Annotated in this window: 16 protein-coding genes; 11 read left to right on the forward strand and 5 right to left on the reverse strand. The window is 72.5% G+C overall.

Annotation, left to right across the window (positions count from 1 at the left end; all coding sequences use genetic code 11):
- Positions 1-21: 21 nt before the first annotated feature.
- The gene (locus ACZ4WQ_RS35520) at positions 22-564 is read left to right on the forward strand and encodes a TetR/AcrR family transcriptional regulator (RefSeq protein WP_385344548.1); all 543 of its coding nucleotides are present in this window, start codon (positions 22-24) and stop codon (positions 562-564) included.
- Between the two features lie 68 nt (positions 565-632).
- On the opposite strand, the gene ACZ4WQ_RS35525 is transcribed toward ACZ4WQ_RS35520, so the two are convergent.
- A complete protein-coding gene (locus ACZ4WQ_RS35525; RefSeq protein WP_398376393.1) occupies positions 633-1,025 on the reverse strand; it encodes a VOC family protein in 393 nt (130 codons plus the stop codon).
- A 104-nt stretch (positions 1,026-1,129) separates the two neighbouring features.
- Here ACZ4WQ_RS35525 and ACZ4WQ_RS35530 point away from each other — a divergent pair, with 104 nt between their 5' ends.
- A complete protein-coding gene (locus tag ACZ4WQ_RS35530; protein WP_311726818.1) occupies positions 1,130-1,684 on the forward strand; it encodes a GNAT family N-acetyltransferase in 555 nt (184 codons plus the stop codon).
- Between the two features lie 15 nt (positions 1,685-1,699).
- Here ACZ4WQ_RS35530 and ACZ4WQ_RS35535 read toward each other — a convergent pair whose 3' ends face one another.
- The gene (locus ACZ4WQ_RS35535) at positions 1,700-2,383 is read right to left on the reverse strand and encodes a glycerophosphodiester phosphodiesterase (protein ID WP_398376395.1); all 684 of its coding nucleotides are present in this window, start codon (positions 2,381-2,383) and stop codon (positions 1,700-1,702) included.
- A gap of 294 nt (positions 2,384-2,677) precedes the next feature.
- On the opposite strand from ACZ4WQ_RS35535, the gene ACZ4WQ_RS35540 reads away from it, so the two are divergent.
- From ACZ4WQ_RS35540 to ACZ4WQ_RS35550, 3 genes are read left to right on the forward strand one after another with little or no spacing between them, the layout of a single operon-like run.
- Positions 2,678-4,102, forward strand: coding sequence for a DUF6421 family protein (locus ACZ4WQ_RS35540; protein ID WP_398376397.1), 1,425 nt, complete (start codon positions 2,678-2,680; stop codon positions 4,100-4,102).
- 44 nt (positions 4,103-4,146) lie between these two features.
- Positions 4,147-4,932, forward strand: coding sequence for an SDR family oxidoreductase (locus ACZ4WQ_RS35545; protein ID WP_311726815.1), 786 nt, complete (start codon positions 4,147-4,149; stop codon positions 4,930-4,932).
- Complete coding sequence (locus ACZ4WQ_RS35550) at positions 4,929-6,002, forward strand: threonine aldolase family protein (RefSeq protein ID WP_311726814.1); 1,074 nt, start codon at positions 4,929-4,931, stop codon at positions 6,000-6,002. Before ACZ4WQ_RS35545 ends, ACZ4WQ_RS35550 begins: the two co-directional genes overlap by 4 nt.
- A gap of 80 nt (positions 6,003-6,082) precedes the next feature.
- Here ACZ4WQ_RS35550 and ACZ4WQ_RS35555 read toward each other — a convergent pair whose 3' ends face one another.
- Complete coding sequence (locus tag ACZ4WQ_RS35555) at positions 6,083-6,811, reverse strand: lysophospholipid acyltransferase family protein (RefSeq protein WP_311726813.1); 729 nt, start codon at positions 6,809-6,811, stop codon at positions 6,083-6,085.
- 240 nt (positions 6,812-7,051) lie between these two features.
- On the opposite strand from ACZ4WQ_RS35555, the gene ACZ4WQ_RS35560 reads away from it, so the two are divergent.
- The 6 genes from ACZ4WQ_RS35560 (at position 7,052) to ACZ4WQ_RS35585 (ending at position 12,877) form a co-directional block, all read left to right on the forward strand.
- Entirely contained in the window at positions 7,052-7,390 is a 339-nt protein-coding gene (locus tag ACZ4WQ_RS35560) for a TlpA family protein disulfide reductase (protein WP_398376400.1), read from the forward strand.
- A gap of 196 nt (positions 7,391-7,586) precedes the next feature.
- A complete protein-coding gene (locus ACZ4WQ_RS35565; protein ID WP_385344533.1) occupies positions 7,587-8,384 on the forward strand; it encodes an electron transfer flavoprotein subunit beta/FixA family protein in 798 nt (265 codons plus the stop codon).
- A gap of 58 nt (positions 8,385-8,442) precedes the next feature.
- Positions 8,443-9,417, forward strand: a complete 975-nt coding sequence (locus ACZ4WQ_RS35570) for an electron transfer flavoprotein subunit alpha/FixB family protein (protein ID WP_311726810.1) — start codon at positions 8,443-8,445, stop codon at positions 9,415-9,417.
- Positions 9,418-9,598: 181 nt separating this feature from the next.
- Entirely contained in the window at positions 9,599-10,894 is a 1,296-nt protein-coding gene (locus ACZ4WQ_RS35575) for a DUF6986 family protein (protein WP_385344529.1), read from the forward strand.
- 372 nt (positions 10,895-11,266) lie between these two features.
- Positions 11,267-12,427, forward strand: a complete 1,161-nt coding sequence (locus ACZ4WQ_RS35580) for a hypothetical protein (protein WP_398376403.1) — start codon at positions 11,267-11,269, stop codon at positions 12,425-12,427.
- 66 nt (positions 12,428-12,493) lie between these two features.
- Positions 12,494-12,877 (forward strand): SHOCT domain-containing protein, encoded by a 384-nt coding sequence (locus tag ACZ4WQ_RS35585; RefSeq protein ID WP_398376404.1) that lies wholly within the window; start codon positions 12,494-12,496, stop codon positions 12,875-12,877.
- A gap of 48 nt (positions 12,878-12,925) precedes the next feature.
- Here the strand turns inward: ACZ4WQ_RS35585 and ACZ4WQ_RS35590 are convergent, their stop codons facing one another.
- Together ACZ4WQ_RS35590 and ACZ4WQ_RS35595 are read right to left on the reverse strand one after the other, a co-directional pair.
- A complete protein-coding gene (locus ACZ4WQ_RS35590) occupies positions 12,926-13,375 on the reverse strand; it encodes an FxLYD domain-containing protein (protein WP_398376406.1) in 450 nt (149 codons plus the stop codon).
- A gap of 145 nt (positions 13,376-13,520) precedes the next feature.
- Entirely contained in the window at positions 13,521-14,567 is a 1,047-nt protein-coding gene (locus tag ACZ4WQ_RS35595; protein ID WP_311726977.1) for a LacI family DNA-binding transcriptional regulator, read from the reverse strand.
- Between the last annotated feature and the right edge of the window lie 6 nt (positions 14,568-14,573).

Below are 14,573 nucleotides of genomic sequence, written 5' to 3' on the forward strand. Positions count from 1 at the left end.
AAGTCAACCCGGGAGGCGATGATGCGGGCCGACGCCCGGCGCAACTACGACCGGCTGGTGGCCTCCGCGCGGGCGGCCTTCGCCGAGCTGGGGGCTGATGCGCCGCTGGACGACATCGCACAGCGCGCGGGCGTCGGCAACGCCACGCTCTACCGGCACTTCCCCACCCGGCAGGCGCTGCTGGAGGCGGTGTTCCACGACCACGTCGACGCCCTGTGCCGCCGGGCCGGGGAGCTGATGTCCGCGCCGTCGCCGGGCGCGGCACTGAGGGAGTGGCTGAGCGCGTTGATCGCGCAGGGCAGCACGGAGCGCGGGCTGGCCGCGTCGCTGCTGGCGGCGCTGGGCGAGGATGGCTCGTCGTGTCGCGTGGCGGTGTTCGATGCGGCGCGGGGGCTCCTGGCGCGGGCACAAGAGGCGGGCGACGTCCGGCCGGGCGTGCCGGTCGAGCAGCTGTTCAAGCTGGTGAACGCCATCGCGCTGGTCACCGAGACGGAGCCGGACGCGGCCGGGCAGGCGGCCGCTCTGCTCGACCTGATCTTCCACGGCCTGACTCCGCGCCCGTGAACAACGGGCGCGGAGTCAGGCGGTGAGGAGCGCGCGAGTCCGGCGGGGTCGGCGCGTCATGTCCGGGACTACGTCCCCGGCCGGTAGCGCAGGGGGTGGTCCTCCGGCACCTCCACGATCGCGATTCTGACCCCGTCCGGGTCGGCGATCCACATCTCGATCAGCCCCCAGGGCTCCTTCCGCGGGGGCCGCAGCACCTCGACCCCGTGTGCCGTGAGTTCCTCGTGGACGGCGTGGGCGTCGGCGACCTGGAGCCACAGCTGGAGGCCGGGGGCCGGAGGGGCGTCGGAGCGGCCGGAGAGTTCGAGGAAGCCGCCGCCGAGGAAGTAGACCGTGCCGCGCTCGGGGCCCTCGCCGAACTCCCGGTAGACCGCGAGGCCGAGGGCCTCGCCGTAGAAGGCGCGGGAGCGTTCGGGGTCGGTCGGCCGCAGCAGGGTCCGGCTGCTCAGTACATGCACCATGTGCGTGACCCTACGCACCGGCGGCGCGTTAGGGTCGATTCCTGCCGCGGACGGCGGGGAGCCGTCGGCGGGGAGCAGCCAGCAGGGAGAGGACTTCCGACGTCATGGAGACCGTTGACGCCGCCCGGCCCAGCGCCGAGCCGACCTTCCGGACCGCGACCGAGGCCGATGTGCCGGGGCTCGTCGCGCTGATCGAGTCGGCCTACCGGGGGGACTCCAGCCGGGCGGGCTGGACGACGGAGGCCGACATCCTGGGCGGGCAGCGCACCGACCCCGAGGGGGTCGCGGCCGTGGTGAGCGACGAGAGCGGCCGGATGCTGGTGGTCGAGCTGGGCGGCGAGCTGGTGGCCTGCTGTCAGCTGGAGCACCGCGGTGATCATGCGTACTTCGGGATGTTCGCGGTGCGTCCCGAGCTTCAGGGCGCCGGGCTCGGCAAGGTGATCATCGCCGAGGCGGAGCGGTGGGTGCGGGCCGAGTGGAGCGTGCGGGAGATGCGTATGACGGTGATCTCGGCGCGCGAGGAGCTGATCGCGTGGTACGAGCGGCGCGGCTACGCCCGTACGGGAGAGATGTCGCCGTTCCCGTACGGGGACGAGCGCTTCGGCATCCCGCGCCGCGCCGGTCTCGAGTTCGAGCTGCTGGTCAAGCCGCTGGCCTGAGGCAAGAGAGGGTGGTCACGCCGTGTAGCGGGCCGCCCGCCTGATCTCCGGGAAGTCGGTGGTGCCGCCGTCCAGGCCGAGCCCGCGGGCCAGCTTCAGGTGGTCCGGGGTGTTCACCGTCCACCCGATGACCTTGAGGTCGGCGGCGTGGGCGCGCTGGACGAGTTCCAGGGTGAGCCGGCGGATGTTGAGGACCAGCATCCCGGCGCCGACCGCCCGCGCCCGGTCGATCACATCCAGTCCGTAGCGGCTGGCCACGAGCGCGGTGCGGGCGTCCGGGAGCAGGGTGCGGATCTCGGTGAGGGCCTCGTCGTGGAAGGAGAGCACGTCCACGCGGTCCAGCAGATCACGGCGGGTGATCACCTCGGCGAGGGCCCGCGCGGCCGCGGTGTCCTTGATCTCCGCCTGGAGGGGCGCCCGCACGGCGTCCACGACCTCCTCGAAGACCGGGATGCGCTCGCCCTGCCCGGCGTCGAGCTGGCGCAGTTCGGCGAGGGTGAAGTCGCTGATGGGGCCGTTGCCGTCGGTGGTGCGGGCCACGTCGGCGTCGTGCATCACCACGAGCTCGCCGTCCTTGCTCAGGTGCAGGTCGAGCTCGATCACGTCCAGGCCCTCGCGCTCGGCGCGGAGGAAGGATCGGAGGGTGTTCTCCGGCTCGACGCCCATCACTCCGCGGTGTCCGATGGTGAGAAAGGTCAACGGTCTCTCGCTCTTCTGTCGGCTCTGCTGGTCGTGCTGAGGCTGTTGCCGAGACGGCTGCCCGGAGCGGCGCTCAGCCTAACGGCCGACCGCGACACGGGGGTTAAGACGCGGCCGCGGCCTGGGCGCGGGTGGGCGACGGGGGCGTGTATCGCAGGAAGCCACAGGAAACCACGGGAAAATCGTCGGCGTTCAAGGGGCGGCGCAGGATAATTTCCCGTAACGTCACTTGAGCGGGTGATCCATCGATGCGTACGGTGTGGGTGCGTGAGTTTCTTCGGTGGAGGTGTTGATATGGCGGAAATTCTTTCGTCTTCGGTGGCGGAGGGTGTCATTCTGTCTGCGGAGCGTGCGGAGCGTGCGGATCGCGGAGGCCGTGTAGTCGAGCACCCGTCCTGGTCCGTACTCAAGGACGCCGTGGAGACCATCCGGCCCTGGCAGTCCAAGGACGGCTCGATCGACTTCGAGGCCGACGGCGCTCCACCCGGCGCCAGAGCCCGGTCCGCCGTCGACCGGGTCGTGCGGGCCGTCGAGGAGCTGGCCCCGCTGCTGCCGCACGACGCCGCGTACCACCGGGCGCTCGTCGCCGATCTGCGCCGCTGGGCGGACGGCGGCTTCGGGGTGCCGGACTTCCTGGACTCGCTGCTCGCCTTCCAGCCCGCCCGCGGGCGGGCCGACGGCCTCCAGCACCTGGTCGTCTTCCCGATGTACACCCAGAACGGCAACCCGGACCGCAACCTCGAAGCGCTCGTGGTGCGCGTGGTGTGGCCGGACTGGCTGGCCGAGCTCGAGCGCACGCGCTACGACAACAAGCTCTACCTCGGTCTGGCCTTCGAGGACTTCACCTCCGGCTACGACACCAACTCCGCGGTGCTCTTCCCCGAGACCATCGCCGTCCGCGAGGTCCCCGAGCGCTTCAGCTGGGGAGGCATCTTCTGCGACCGCGAGGCCGCCCGCTTCCGGCGGGTGAGCGAGGCCGCCGTCCAGGCGCTGCGCGTCGAACTCCCCGAGGACGTCCGGGGCATGCTGGAGGACCAGCGGCGCTGCCAGGAGGCGTTCGCCCTGTGGGACATGGTCCACGACCGCACCCACAGCCATGGCGACCTGCCCTTCGACCCCTTCATGATCAAGCAGCGCCAGCCGTTCTGGATGTACGGCCTGGAGGAGCTGCGCTGTGACCTCACGGCCTTCAAGGAGGCCGTGAAGCTGGAGGCCGAGGGGATCGCCCAGGCCCGCGACGTCCAGTACGCCGTGATCTTCGACCGGATGTTCCGGTTCCCCGTCACCGGCGACCGGGTGCGCAACTACGACGGGCTCGGCGGCCAGCTGCTCTTCGCCTACCTGCACCAGCACGACGTCGTACGCTGGACGGACAACACCCTGCACATCGACTGGGTCCGCGCCCCGCAGGTCACCAACCAGCTGTGCGGCGAGATCGAGAAGCTGTACCGCGACGGCATCGACCGCCCCAAGCTCGTCCACTGGTTCAAGGCGTACGAGCTGGTGTCGTCCTACCTGTCCCCGCACCCCGGCTCCGTATGGGCCAAGGGCCCCGAGGCCCTGGACCTCACCCAGCCGCCGCGCAAGCTGGTGGACGACGTGCTCCCCGACGAATTCCCGCTCAGCATGTTCTACGAGGCGCTCGCGAAGAAGCTGCGCGACGTGGTCGCCTCCACCAAGGGCATCACGGCCGACAGCGGCGTCAAGGCGGCGGCGTGAAGCCGGTGGCAGGGATGAGCGGAGGGCACGAGGAGGCGACCACCATGACCACACTGACGTCGAGCCCCACGCCGAACGAGCCGAACGGCAAGGGGCCGCTGGACGGAGCCGTGGTCGCGGTGGCCGGCGCGGCGGGCCCGGCGGGCCGCGCCGTGCTGCTGCGCCTCGCCGAGGCCGGGGCCACCGTCATCGCCTCCGACGCGGACCCCGCCCGGCTGGCCGAGGCCGTGGACGCCGCCCGCTACGCCCACGGCGGGGCCACCGTCACCGGCGACACCGTCGACCTGCTCGACCTCGGCGCGGCCCGCGAATGGGCCGACCGCACCGAGAAGGAGTTCGGCCGGGTGGACGGCCTGGTGCACCTGGTCGGCGGCTGGCGGGGCAGCAAGAGCTTCGCCGACGCGCCGCTCGCCGACTGGGACACCCTGCACAACCTGCTGATCAGGACCGCCCAGCACACCTCGCTCGCCTTCCACGACGCCCTGCTGCGCAGCGGCAAGGGGCGCTATGTCCTGATCAGCGCGGCGGGCGCCTCCCAGCCCACCGCCGGGAACGCCGCGTACGCCGCCGCCAAGGCCGCGGCCGAGGCCTGGACGCTCGCGCTCGCCGACTCCTTCCGGAAGCTGGGGGACGAGGGCGGCCCGGCCGCGGCGGCTGTCATCCTGGTGGTCAAGGCGCTGGTGCACGATGCCATGCGGGCGGAGCGCCCCAACGCCAAGTTCGCGGGCTTCACGGACGTCAAGGAGCTGGCCGAGGCCATCGCCGGACTCTGGGACCGGCCCGCCCGGGAAGTGAACGGAACCCGTCTGTGGCTGACCCCCGAGCCGTGAACCCAGGGCGCACCGATGCCCGCCGCCACCATGACCCCGATCTGCGCGGATTCGCCAGCGACAACTACGCGGGAGCCCATCCGGAGATCCTCGCCGCGCTCGCCCTCGCCAACGGCGGCCATCAGGTCGCCTACGGCGAGGACGACTACACCGAGCATCTCCAGCGGGTGATGCGCAGCCACTTCGGGGCTGCCGCCCAGACCTTCCCGGTCTTCAACGGCACCGGCGCCAACGTGGTCGCCCTCCAGGCGCTCACCGACCGCTGGGGCGCGGTCATCACGGCCGACACCGCGCACATCCACGTCGACGAGTGCGGCGCCCCCGAGCGCGTGGGCGGGCTCAAGCTGCTCACCGTGCCCACCGAGGACGGCAAGCTCACCCCCGAGCTCATCGACCGCGAGGCGTACGGCTGGGACGACGAGCACCGGGCCATGCCCCAGGTCGTCTCCATCGCCCAGAACACCGAGCTGGGCACGGTCTACACGGTGGACGAGATCCGCGCCATCTGCGACCACGCCCACGAGCGCGGCATGAAGGTCCACCTCGACGGGGCCCGGATAGCCAACGCGTCCGCGTCCCTGGACGTGCCGATGCGCGCCTTCACCAACGCGGTGGGCGTGGACGTGCTGTCCTTCGGCGGCACCAAGAACGGCATGCTGTTCGGCGAGGCCGTGGTGGTCCTGAACCCGGACGCCGTGCGCGGCATGAAGCACCTGCGCAAGCTGTCCATGCAGCTGGCGTCCAAGATGCGGTTCGTCTCCGTACAGCTGGAGGCGCTGCTCGCCCGCGACCTGTGGCTGCGCAACGCCCGCCACGCCAACACCATGGCCCGGCGGCTGGCGGAGGGGGTCCGTGCGGTCGAGGGCGTGGAGATCCTCCACCCGGTCCAGGCCAACGCCGTCTTCGCCCGGTTGCCGCACGACGCGGCCGAGCGCCTGCGAAAGCGCTACCGCTTCTACTTCTGGGACGAGGCGGCCGGCGATGTGCGGTGGATGTGCTCCTTCGACACGACGGAGGAGGACGTCGACGGCTTCATCGCGGCCCTCCGCGAGGAGCTGGGCAAGGCGTAGCGGCACACAGGACTCCGGCCCTGTCCGAGAGCTCGGACAGGGCCGGAGTCCTGAAAGAGAGTCCTGGAAGAGGGGACGGGTCAGCCGCGCTTGAGCCCGGCCGCCTGCGCCGGGGTGGGCGCGGTGCCGCCGAGGTGGGCCGGGACCCACCAGGTGTCGTCCGCGTTCTTCGGCCGCACCGGATACGCCCGCTGCGCCGCCTCCAGCAGCTCCTGCACCCGGGCGCGCAGCCGCTCGGTGAGCGTGTCCGCGGGCTCGGCCGGGTCGGCCTCCATGGGCGCGCCCACCCGCATCGTGATCGGGAAGTGGTTGCGGCCCAGATCCCGCTTGTGGCCCTTGGTCCACAGCCGCTGGGTGCCCCACAGCGCCATCGGCAGCAGCGGTACGCCGGCCTCCTGGGCCATCCGGGCCGCGCCGGTCTTGAAGTTCTTGAGGGTGAACGACTCGGAGATCGTCGCCTCGGGGAACACCCCGATGATTTCACCCGAGCGCAGCGACCGCAGCGCGTGCTTGTACGCGTCCATGCCCGCCGCGCGGTCGACCGGGATGTGCTTCATCGCGCGCATCAGCGGCCCGGCGACCTTGTGGCGGAAGACGGACTCCTTCGCCATGAAGCGGACCAGCCGCTTGGCCGGGCGGGCGGTCAGCCCGCAGAAGACGAAGTCCAGATAGCCGATGTGGTTGCTCACCAGAACCGCGCCGCCCCGCTTGGGGATGTTCTCGGTGCCCTTGATGTCGAAGCGCAGGTCCTGCGCCCTGAACATGGTGCGGGCGGCCCCGATCACGGGCGGGTAGACGAGCTCTGCCATGGGGGGGGACCCTTCTCTTTTCCTGGGAGGGCTCTCCCGACGGAAGTTACGCGGCCGTAGGTTCTGGGCTTCTGGCAGATGGTGCCCCATATCGCGCCCCTCTGCCTACCAGGCGGCCCGGGGCGGCCGCGAGATCCTCATCACGTCGACGGAAGGGCGTACGCCAGGGCGGGCGCGGGGAGGAATGTCCCCCGGGAATCCGGTGCTGCATCCTTCGAGGGACGATCGGAAGGACAGCGGGTGCGAAGCGGACAGGGCGAGCCGGACCGGAGCGCGCGGCTGGGCGCCGCGGAACTCGACGCGGCGCTGGGGGAGCGGGCGACGCTCGTGCAGTTCTCCAGCGTGTTCTGCCAGCCGTGCCGGGCCACCCGGGGGATCCTCGCCGAGGTCGCCGGGATGGTGGACGGCGTGGCCCATGTGGAGATCGACGCCGAGGCGCGGCTGGACCTGGTGCGTCGGCTGGGCGTCGTACGGACCCCCACGGTGCTGGTGCTCGACGCCGACGGCCGCGTGGTGCGCCGCGCGACCGGGCAGCCGCGCAAGGCGGACGTGATCGCGGCGCTCGGCGCGGCGGTCTGAGCCGCCGCCGGCACCCGTTGGCAAGGTCACAGTTCAACCGGGTTGCCTACGGGGAACCACCTGGGTGTACTGGCGAGTAATATTTCGATCGGTGCAGGTGCCGCCCCGGTCGCCGACCGGCCGGAATCCGTGCCCGAAGGCGCCTATGCTGCCTGCACAAGGCAGCTTGACGAGACGATGCAGTAGGAGAGCCGGCGTGAGCTTGAGGATCGTTGTCTGTGTGAAGTACGTGCCCGACGCCACCGGCGACCGGCACTTCGCCGAAGACCTGACCGTCGACCGCGACGACGTGGACGGCCTGCTCTCCGAGCTGGACGAGTACGCGGTTGAGCAGGCCCTCCAGATCGCTGAGGAGCGCCAGCGGGAAGGGGACAGCGCCGAGATCACCGTGCTGACCGTCGGCTCCGAGGACGCCAAGGACGCGCTGCGCAAGGCGCTGTCCATGGGCGCCGACAAGGCCGTGCATGTCGAGGACGACGACCTGCACGGCACGGATGTGCTGGGCACCTCGCTGGTGCTCGCCAAGGCCATCGAGAAGACCGGCTACGACCTGGTCGTCTGCGGCATGGCCTCCACCGACGGCACGATGGGCGTGCTGCCGGCGCTGCTGGCGGAGCGCCTGGGCGTCCCGCAGGTCACGCTGCTGTCCGAGGTCTCGGTCGAGGACGGCACGGTGAAGGGGCGCCGCGACGGCGACACCGCGTCGGAGCAGCTGGAGGCCTCGCTGCCCGCCGTCGTGTCGGTGACGGATCAGTCGGGCGAGGCCCGCTACCCGTCGTTCAAGGGCATCATGGCCGCCAAGAAGAAGCCGGTGACCTCCTGGGACCTGGAGGACCTGGAGATCGAGACGGACGAGGTCGGCCTGGAGGGCGCCTGGACCGCGGTCGACAGCGCCACGGAGCGCCCGGCCCGCACCGCGGGCACGATCGTCAAGGACGAGGGCGAGGGCGGCAAGCAGCTCGCGCAGTTCCTTGCGGGTCAGAAGTTCATCTGACCGCCGCGCCCGCCGCATCGCCAACCGTTCGCATCTTTTCCGCAGGAGATCGATTCCCATGGCTGAAGTCCTCGTCTATGTCGACCACGTGGACGGTGCCGTCCGCAAGCCCACCCTCGAGCTGCTGACCCTGGCCCGCCGGATCGGTGAGCCGGTGGCCGTCGCGCTGGGCAACGGCGCCGCCGACACCGCCGCCACGCTCGCCGAGTACGGCGCGGTCAAGGTCCTGACCGCCGACGCGCCCGAGTTCGCCGACTACCTGGTCGTCCCGAAGGTGGACGCGCTCCAGGCCGCCTACAAGGTGGTGTCCGCCGGGGGCTCCCTGGCCGCCGTGCTCGTGCCCTCCTCCGCGGAGGGCAAGGAGATCGCCGCCCGGCTGGCCGTCCGGATCGAGTCGGGCATCATCACCGATGCCGTCGACCTGGAGGCCGGCGACGAGGGTCCGGTCGCGACCCAGTCGGTGTTCGCCGCCGCGTTCACCACCAAGTCCCGGGTCTCCAACGGCACCCCGGTCATCACCGTCAAGCCGAACTCGGCCGCCGTGGAGGCCGCGCCGGCCGCCGGGGCCGTGGAGGCGCTGTCCGTGACCTTCTCGGACCAGGCCACCGGCACCAGGATCACCTCCCGTACGCCGCGCGAGTCCACCGGGCGCCCGGAGCTGACCGAGGCCGCGATCGTGGTCTCCGGCGGCCGGGGCGTCGGCGGCGCGGAGAACTTCCCCCTCGTCGAGGCGCTGGCCGACTCGCTCGGCGCGGCTGTGGGCGCCTCGCGCGCGGCGGTGGACGCGGGCTGGTACCCGCACACCAACCAGGTCGGCCAGACCGGCAAGAGCGTGTCCCCGCAGCTGTACATCGCCACCGGTATCTCCGGCGCGATCCAGCACCGGGCCGGCATGCAGACCTCCAAGACCATCGTGGCCATCAACAAGGACTCCGAGGCCCCGATCTTCGACCTCGTCGACTACGGCGTGGTCGGCGACCTCTTCGAGGTGGTCCCGCAGCTCACCGAGGAGATCAACGCCCGCAAGGGCTGACGCCTCTGCCGGGCGGCCCTGTGCCAGTGGACGGCCCCCGTGTGCGGACGACGCGCCGCGCACGAGGGCCGTACGCGTGTCCGGGGGGTGTTGACCCGCGGTCGAGCCGCGGATAACTTCGCCTTACGGATTTCGGATTCCGCAGTGCGGAAGTAGTCGCAGTGGCGTGGAGGGTGTGCGGATGGGACAGCCAGAGACGTTCGCGACCAGCCTTCCCGGCGCCCTACGGGACGGAATCGCAGCCTCCCTCGCCGGTGTCGACGCCGAGCTCGCGCGCCGTTACCCCGGCGACCCCGGCACCCGCCAGCCCGTCCACACCGTCTATGTGCCCGCCGACCTCTTCACCGCCGGCACCGTCCGCGACTGGGGCGCCCAGGCGCTCGCCGCGCTCGACGAACACGCCCCCGACCCCGCCGCGCTGGCCGCCGTCCTCGGCATCCAGGACGACCTCGCCGAACCGGTTTACGAGCGGATGCGCGCCAAGCTGACCCGCGAGCCCATTGAAGACCTGCGCATCGACTTCGAGGACGGCTACGGCCCGCGCCCCGACGCCGAGGAGGACGCCGCGGCGGCCCGCGCCGCCTCCCTGGTCGCCGCCGCCGTCGCGGACGGCACCGCGCCGCCGTACATCGGCATCCGCATGAAGTGCATGGAGGCCGCCGTCCGCGACCGCGGCATCCGCACCCTCGACATCTTCCTCACCGGGCTGATGAACGCCGGCGGCCTGCCCGGCGGGCTCGTCCTCACCCTGCCGAAGGTCACCTACGCCGAGCAGATCACCGCCATGGTCCGGCTGTGCGAGGAGTTCGAGCGGGCGCACGGCCCGGCCGCGGGCCGGATCGGCTTCGAGATCCAGATCGAGACCACCCAGGCCATCCTCGGCCCTGACGGCCGCGCCACCGTCGCCCGCATGATCGACGCCGCCGACGGCCGGGCCACCGGGCTGCACTACGGCACCTTCGACTACAGCGCCTCCTGCGGGGTCAGCGCCGCCCACCAGTCCATGGACCACCCCGTCGCCGACCACGCCAAGGCCGTCATGCAGGTCGCCGCCGCGGGCACCGGCGTCCGGCTCTCCGACGGCTCGACCAACGTGCTGCCCGTCGGGTCGGCCGACCAGGTCCACGAGGCCTGGCGGCTTCACCACCGCCTGGTACGACGCTCGTTGGCGCGCGCGTACTACCAGGGCTGGGACATGCACCCCGGCCATCTGCCGACCCGTTACGCCGCGGTCTACGCCTTCTACCGCGAGGGCCTGCCCCAGGCCGCGGCCCGCCTGGCAGCGTACGTCAACCGCGCGGGCGGCGCCGGAGGCGCCATCGCCGACGAACCGGCCACGGCCAAGGCCCTCAGCGGCTATCTGCTGCGCGGCCTGGACTGCGGAGCGGTGGACGCCGACGAGGTGGAGCGCCTCACGGGCCTGTCCCGCGCCACTCTGGGCACCCTCTCGGGCCGGGCCCCCGCCGCCGCGAGCTGACCCCGACGGGCCGAGGTCTCGACGGCCCTCGGCACGCCCGGCTCCCGCCCGCGCCGGGCCCGAGTGACCCCGCGGACTCCGGTCCGTCGCCCGGTGGTCGGCCGTATGGGCTCACTCCGACGCCTCACCCGGGATGCGGTGCCGCCGGGGAAGGCGGGAGATGTTGTCATGACCGGCGCTCCCGACGAGCCACCGGGCAGGCCACCGGCCCCGAAGCCCCCACCGCCGCCGACTCCACCGCCGCCGACTCCACCGCATGACCGTGCCGCCGCGGGGACGGGCGACGGTCCGGCGCGCCGTCGCGGGATCCGCGGTTCCGCCAGAAGCGCCGCCTCGGGGCTGCTCATCTCGCTGGCCTGTCTGCTCGTGCCCGTGTCCGTGGCGTCGGTGTGGCTCCATGACGTCGTCCTCGACACCGACCGCTACGTGGCGACCGTCTCCCCGCTCGCGAAGAACCCGGCGATCCAGGACGCCGCGCTGCGTCATGTCCGCCGGGCCGTGGAAATCCACCGGAGCGGCCGGGACATGACCGCGGACATCGCCTCCTGGCTGCGCCGCCATCGGCTCCCGCCCAAGGCCGCGCACGCCGCCGAGAGGCTGGTGGCCAAGCTGGACCCGGCCGTCGACCAGGCGGTGACGGCGGTGGCGGCGGACGTCGTGCGCGGCGACCAGTTCCCGGCCGTGTGGGTCGGCGCCAACCGCGCCGCGCACTCCGCCGTCGTCCGCGTGCTCACCGGCAAGGGGCATGGATCGGTCGAAGTGGACGGCGACACCGTGACCCTGGACGTGGGCGCGGCCCTCGCGAAGGTCAAGCGGAAGCTGCGGAACGCCGGACTCTCCTCGGCGAAGGCGGTCCCCGACGTCGACCGGCGCATGGTCCTGTTCCACTCCGCCCAGTTGGGCCGGGCCAGGGCGGCGGCGCACCTGCTGGACCTCGCCGGGACCTGGCTGCCCGCGCTGACCGCGCTGCTCGGCACCTCCGGCGTGCTGCTCGCCCACGGGCGCCGCCGCGCCCTGGCCCGGGCGGCGCTGGGGACCGCCGCCACCTCGCTGGCCCTGGCCGTGGGCCTGGCCGTGGCCCGCCGGTACTGCCTCGACCACCTGCCGCCGCGCGTGCTGCCCGGGGCGGCAGCGGCGGCCGTCTACGACACGCTGCTGCGCGTCCCGCGGGCCACCCTGCGCACCGTCGGGGTGCTCGGCCTCGTCGTCGCGCTGGGCGCCTACCTGGCGGGGCCCGGCCGGCTGCCCCGCGCGGCGCGGCGGAGCGCCGACGGCGCGGCCGAGGCCGCCGCGCGCTGGAGCGCGGCCCGCGGGCTGCGCACCGGGCGGGCCGGCACCTGGGCCGCGGGCCACCGACGGGCGCTGGCGGGCGGGACGCTGCTGCCGACGGCCGTGGCGTTCGGCGCCTGGAACCACCCCACCGCGCTGACGGTGCTCTTCCTGGCGCTGGTCCTGCTGGCCGCGCTCGCGGTGATCGCGTTGCTGGCCGCGACCGGCCGGGTGACCCGGTCCGGGGCGGGGCGGCCGCCGTAAGCTTGAGGTGTCGGCGCTGTGTGGGGTCATGTCGGCTCCGCCGGGCGCGCCCGATGGAGGTACACGATGGATTATCCACTGCTGAACGTGTTCATGACCACGGTGTGGGTCTTTCTGTGGGTCCTGTGGTTCATCCTGCTCTTCCGCGTGATCGGCGACCTCTTCCGCGATGACACGATGAGCGGCTGGGCCAAGGCGGGCTGGTGCTTCTTCGTCGTCGTCCTGCCCTTCCTCGGCATCTTCGTGTACCTGGTGGCACGGGGCCGCGGCATGGGCGAGCGCGAGTCGAAGGCGGCCATGAAGGCGGAGGCGGATCTGAAGGATTTCGTACGCGAGACCGCCGCGAGCGGCCACGCCGCGGAGCTCTCCAAGCTCGTGGAGCTGAAGAACCACGGCGACATCACGGCCGAGGAGTACGAGCAGGCCAAGGCCAAGGTGCTCGCGGCCTGACCACGACCATCATGAGGGCGGCCACCGCGAGCGCGACCACCGTGGAGCTCAGTACCGCACCGCCGCGCCCACCTGCGCCTTGAGGTGCCCACTGAGTTCGCGGTGGCTGCGCGCGGTGGCCTTCTTCGACGAGCGGGGCTGGACCGAGGAGACCGTCACGACGGCCACATCGAGCAAATTGCCGTCCGCGTCGCGGAAGTTCACCTCCACGGCGTAGCTTGCCTTGTGGTCCTGCTTGTTGGTCACGGTGATCGGTGCGACGGCGTGGCCGTCATGGCCGATCGAGACGGTGCCGGCCTTGACATCGGCCTTCGCGTTCACACCGTGCTTGATCTCGTTCAGCTCGGCCTTCGCGGAGGCCGTCGCCGAGGCGATGGCCTTGGAGGCGCGGGACGCGGTGGACGAGGGGCTGCCGCCGTTCGAACACCCGGCGGAGATCAGCACCGCGGCCGCCACCAAGCCACCCGCGCAGAACGTGCGTACCCGGCACCGGGCCATCGAGCCTCACCTCGTCCCGTCGCGCCGTGGCGCACTCGTTCCGACTGCCGTCGTCGGACCCACCCTGACGGCAGACGGGCGCCACGGCGAGCCGGACGGCGCATCCGGGGCGGGGTGCGGAGCCGGGTGACGCGGCGGAGCCGGATCACGCCGCCGGCGGCAGCTCCCCGGAGCCGCGGGTGATCAGACGGGTCGGCAGGACCACCCGCCGCGGCTCGCCCCCCGCCCCGTCGAGGCGACGGAAGAGCAGGTCGGCGGCGGTACGGCCGAGTTGGGCCGAATCCTGGGCTATGACGGTGATGCCGGGGGAGAGGAGGTCGGCGAGCTCGAAGTCGTCGAAGCCGACGAGGGCGACCGACGCGGGGCGCCCGGCCAGGATCCGTACGACGGTGACCGTCACGCGGTTGTTGCCCGCGAACAGTGCGGTGACCGGTTCCGGCGCGTCCAGCATCGCGAGGGCCGCCGCCCCGACCCGGTCGGGCTCGGTGACGCCGAGGGACACCCACGCGTCGTCGACCGGCAGCCCCGACGCGGCCATCGCCGCCCGGTAGCCGCGCAGCCGCTCCTCGGCGGTGTGGATGCCCCGCTGGTCGCCGATGAAGCCGATGCGGCGGTGGCCCTGGGCGATCAGATGGGCGACGCCGTCGCGCGCGCCGCCGAAGCTGTCGGAGAGCACGGCGTCGGCCTCGATCAGGCCGGCCGGGCGGTCCACGAACACCGTGGCGACGCCCGCCGCTATCTCCGGGCCCAGATAGCGGTGGTCGCTCCCGGCCGGGATGACGACGAGCCCGTCGACCCGCCGGGCGCACAGCGCCAGGACGAGCTCCTGCTCGCGGACGGGGTCCTCGGCGCTCGAACCGTTGATCAGCAGGGCGCCGTGTGCGCGGGCGACCTCCTCGACGGCGCGGCTGAGCGGCCCGTAGAACGGGTCGGCGAGGTCCTCGAGGACCAGCCCGATGCTGGCCGTGCGGCCCTTGCGCAGAATGCGGGCGCTGTCGTTGCGACGGAAACCGAGCGCGGTGATGGCCTCCTTGACGCGCCGCTCGGTGTCGGGGGTGACCCCCGGCTCGCCGTTGACCACCCGCGAGACCGTCTTCAGGCCGACCCCGGCCCGCGCGGCGACGTCCTTCATGGTGGGCCGGGTGCCGTAGCGGCGCGAGGTGGTGGCGGTGCCCGGAGCGGTGTCGGTCACGGTGCG

Source organism: Streptomyces sp. NPDC028305, assembly GCF_055569495.1.

Coding starts and splice junctions, on each gene's coding strand:
- ACZ4WQ_RS35520 (WP_385344548.1), top strand. CDS start 22: ATGCGGGCCGACGCCCGGCGCAACTACGACCGGCTGGTGGCCTCCGCG.
- ACZ4WQ_RS35525 (WP_398376393.1), bottom strand. CDS start 1,025: ATGGTGCATGTACTGAGCAGCCGGACCCTGCTGCGGCCGACCGACCCC.
- ACZ4WQ_RS35530 (WP_311726818.1), top strand. CDS start 1,130: ATGGAGACCGTTGACGCCGCCCGGCCCAGCGCCGAGCCGACCTTCCGG.
- ACZ4WQ_RS35540 (WP_398376397.1), top strand. CDS start 2,678: ATGGCGGAAATTCTTTCGTCTTCGGTGGCGGAGGGTGTCATTCTGTCT.
- ACZ4WQ_RS35545 (WP_311726815.1), top strand. CDS start 4,147: ATGACCACACTGACGTCGAGCCCCACGCCGAACGAGCCGAACGGCAAG.
- ACZ4WQ_RS35555 (WP_311726813.1), bottom strand. CDS start 6,811: ATGGCAGAGCTCGTCTACCCGCCCGTGATCGGGGCCGCCCGCACCATG.
- ACZ4WQ_RS35570 (WP_311726810.1), top strand. CDS start 8,443: ATGGCTGAAGTCCTCGTCTATGTCGACCACGTGGACGGTGCCGTCCGC.
- ACZ4WQ_RS35575 (WP_385344529.1), top strand. CDS start 9,599: ATGGGACAGCCAGAGACGTTCGCGACCAGCCTTCCCGGCGCCCTACGG.
- ACZ4WQ_RS35585 (WP_398376404.1), top strand. CDS start 12,494: ATGGATTATCCACTGCTGAACGTGTTCATGACCACGGTGTGGGTCTTT.
- ACZ4WQ_RS35590 (WP_398376406.1), bottom strand. CDS start 13,375: ATGGCCCGGTGCCGGGTACGCACGTTCTGCGCGGGTGGCTTGGTGGCG.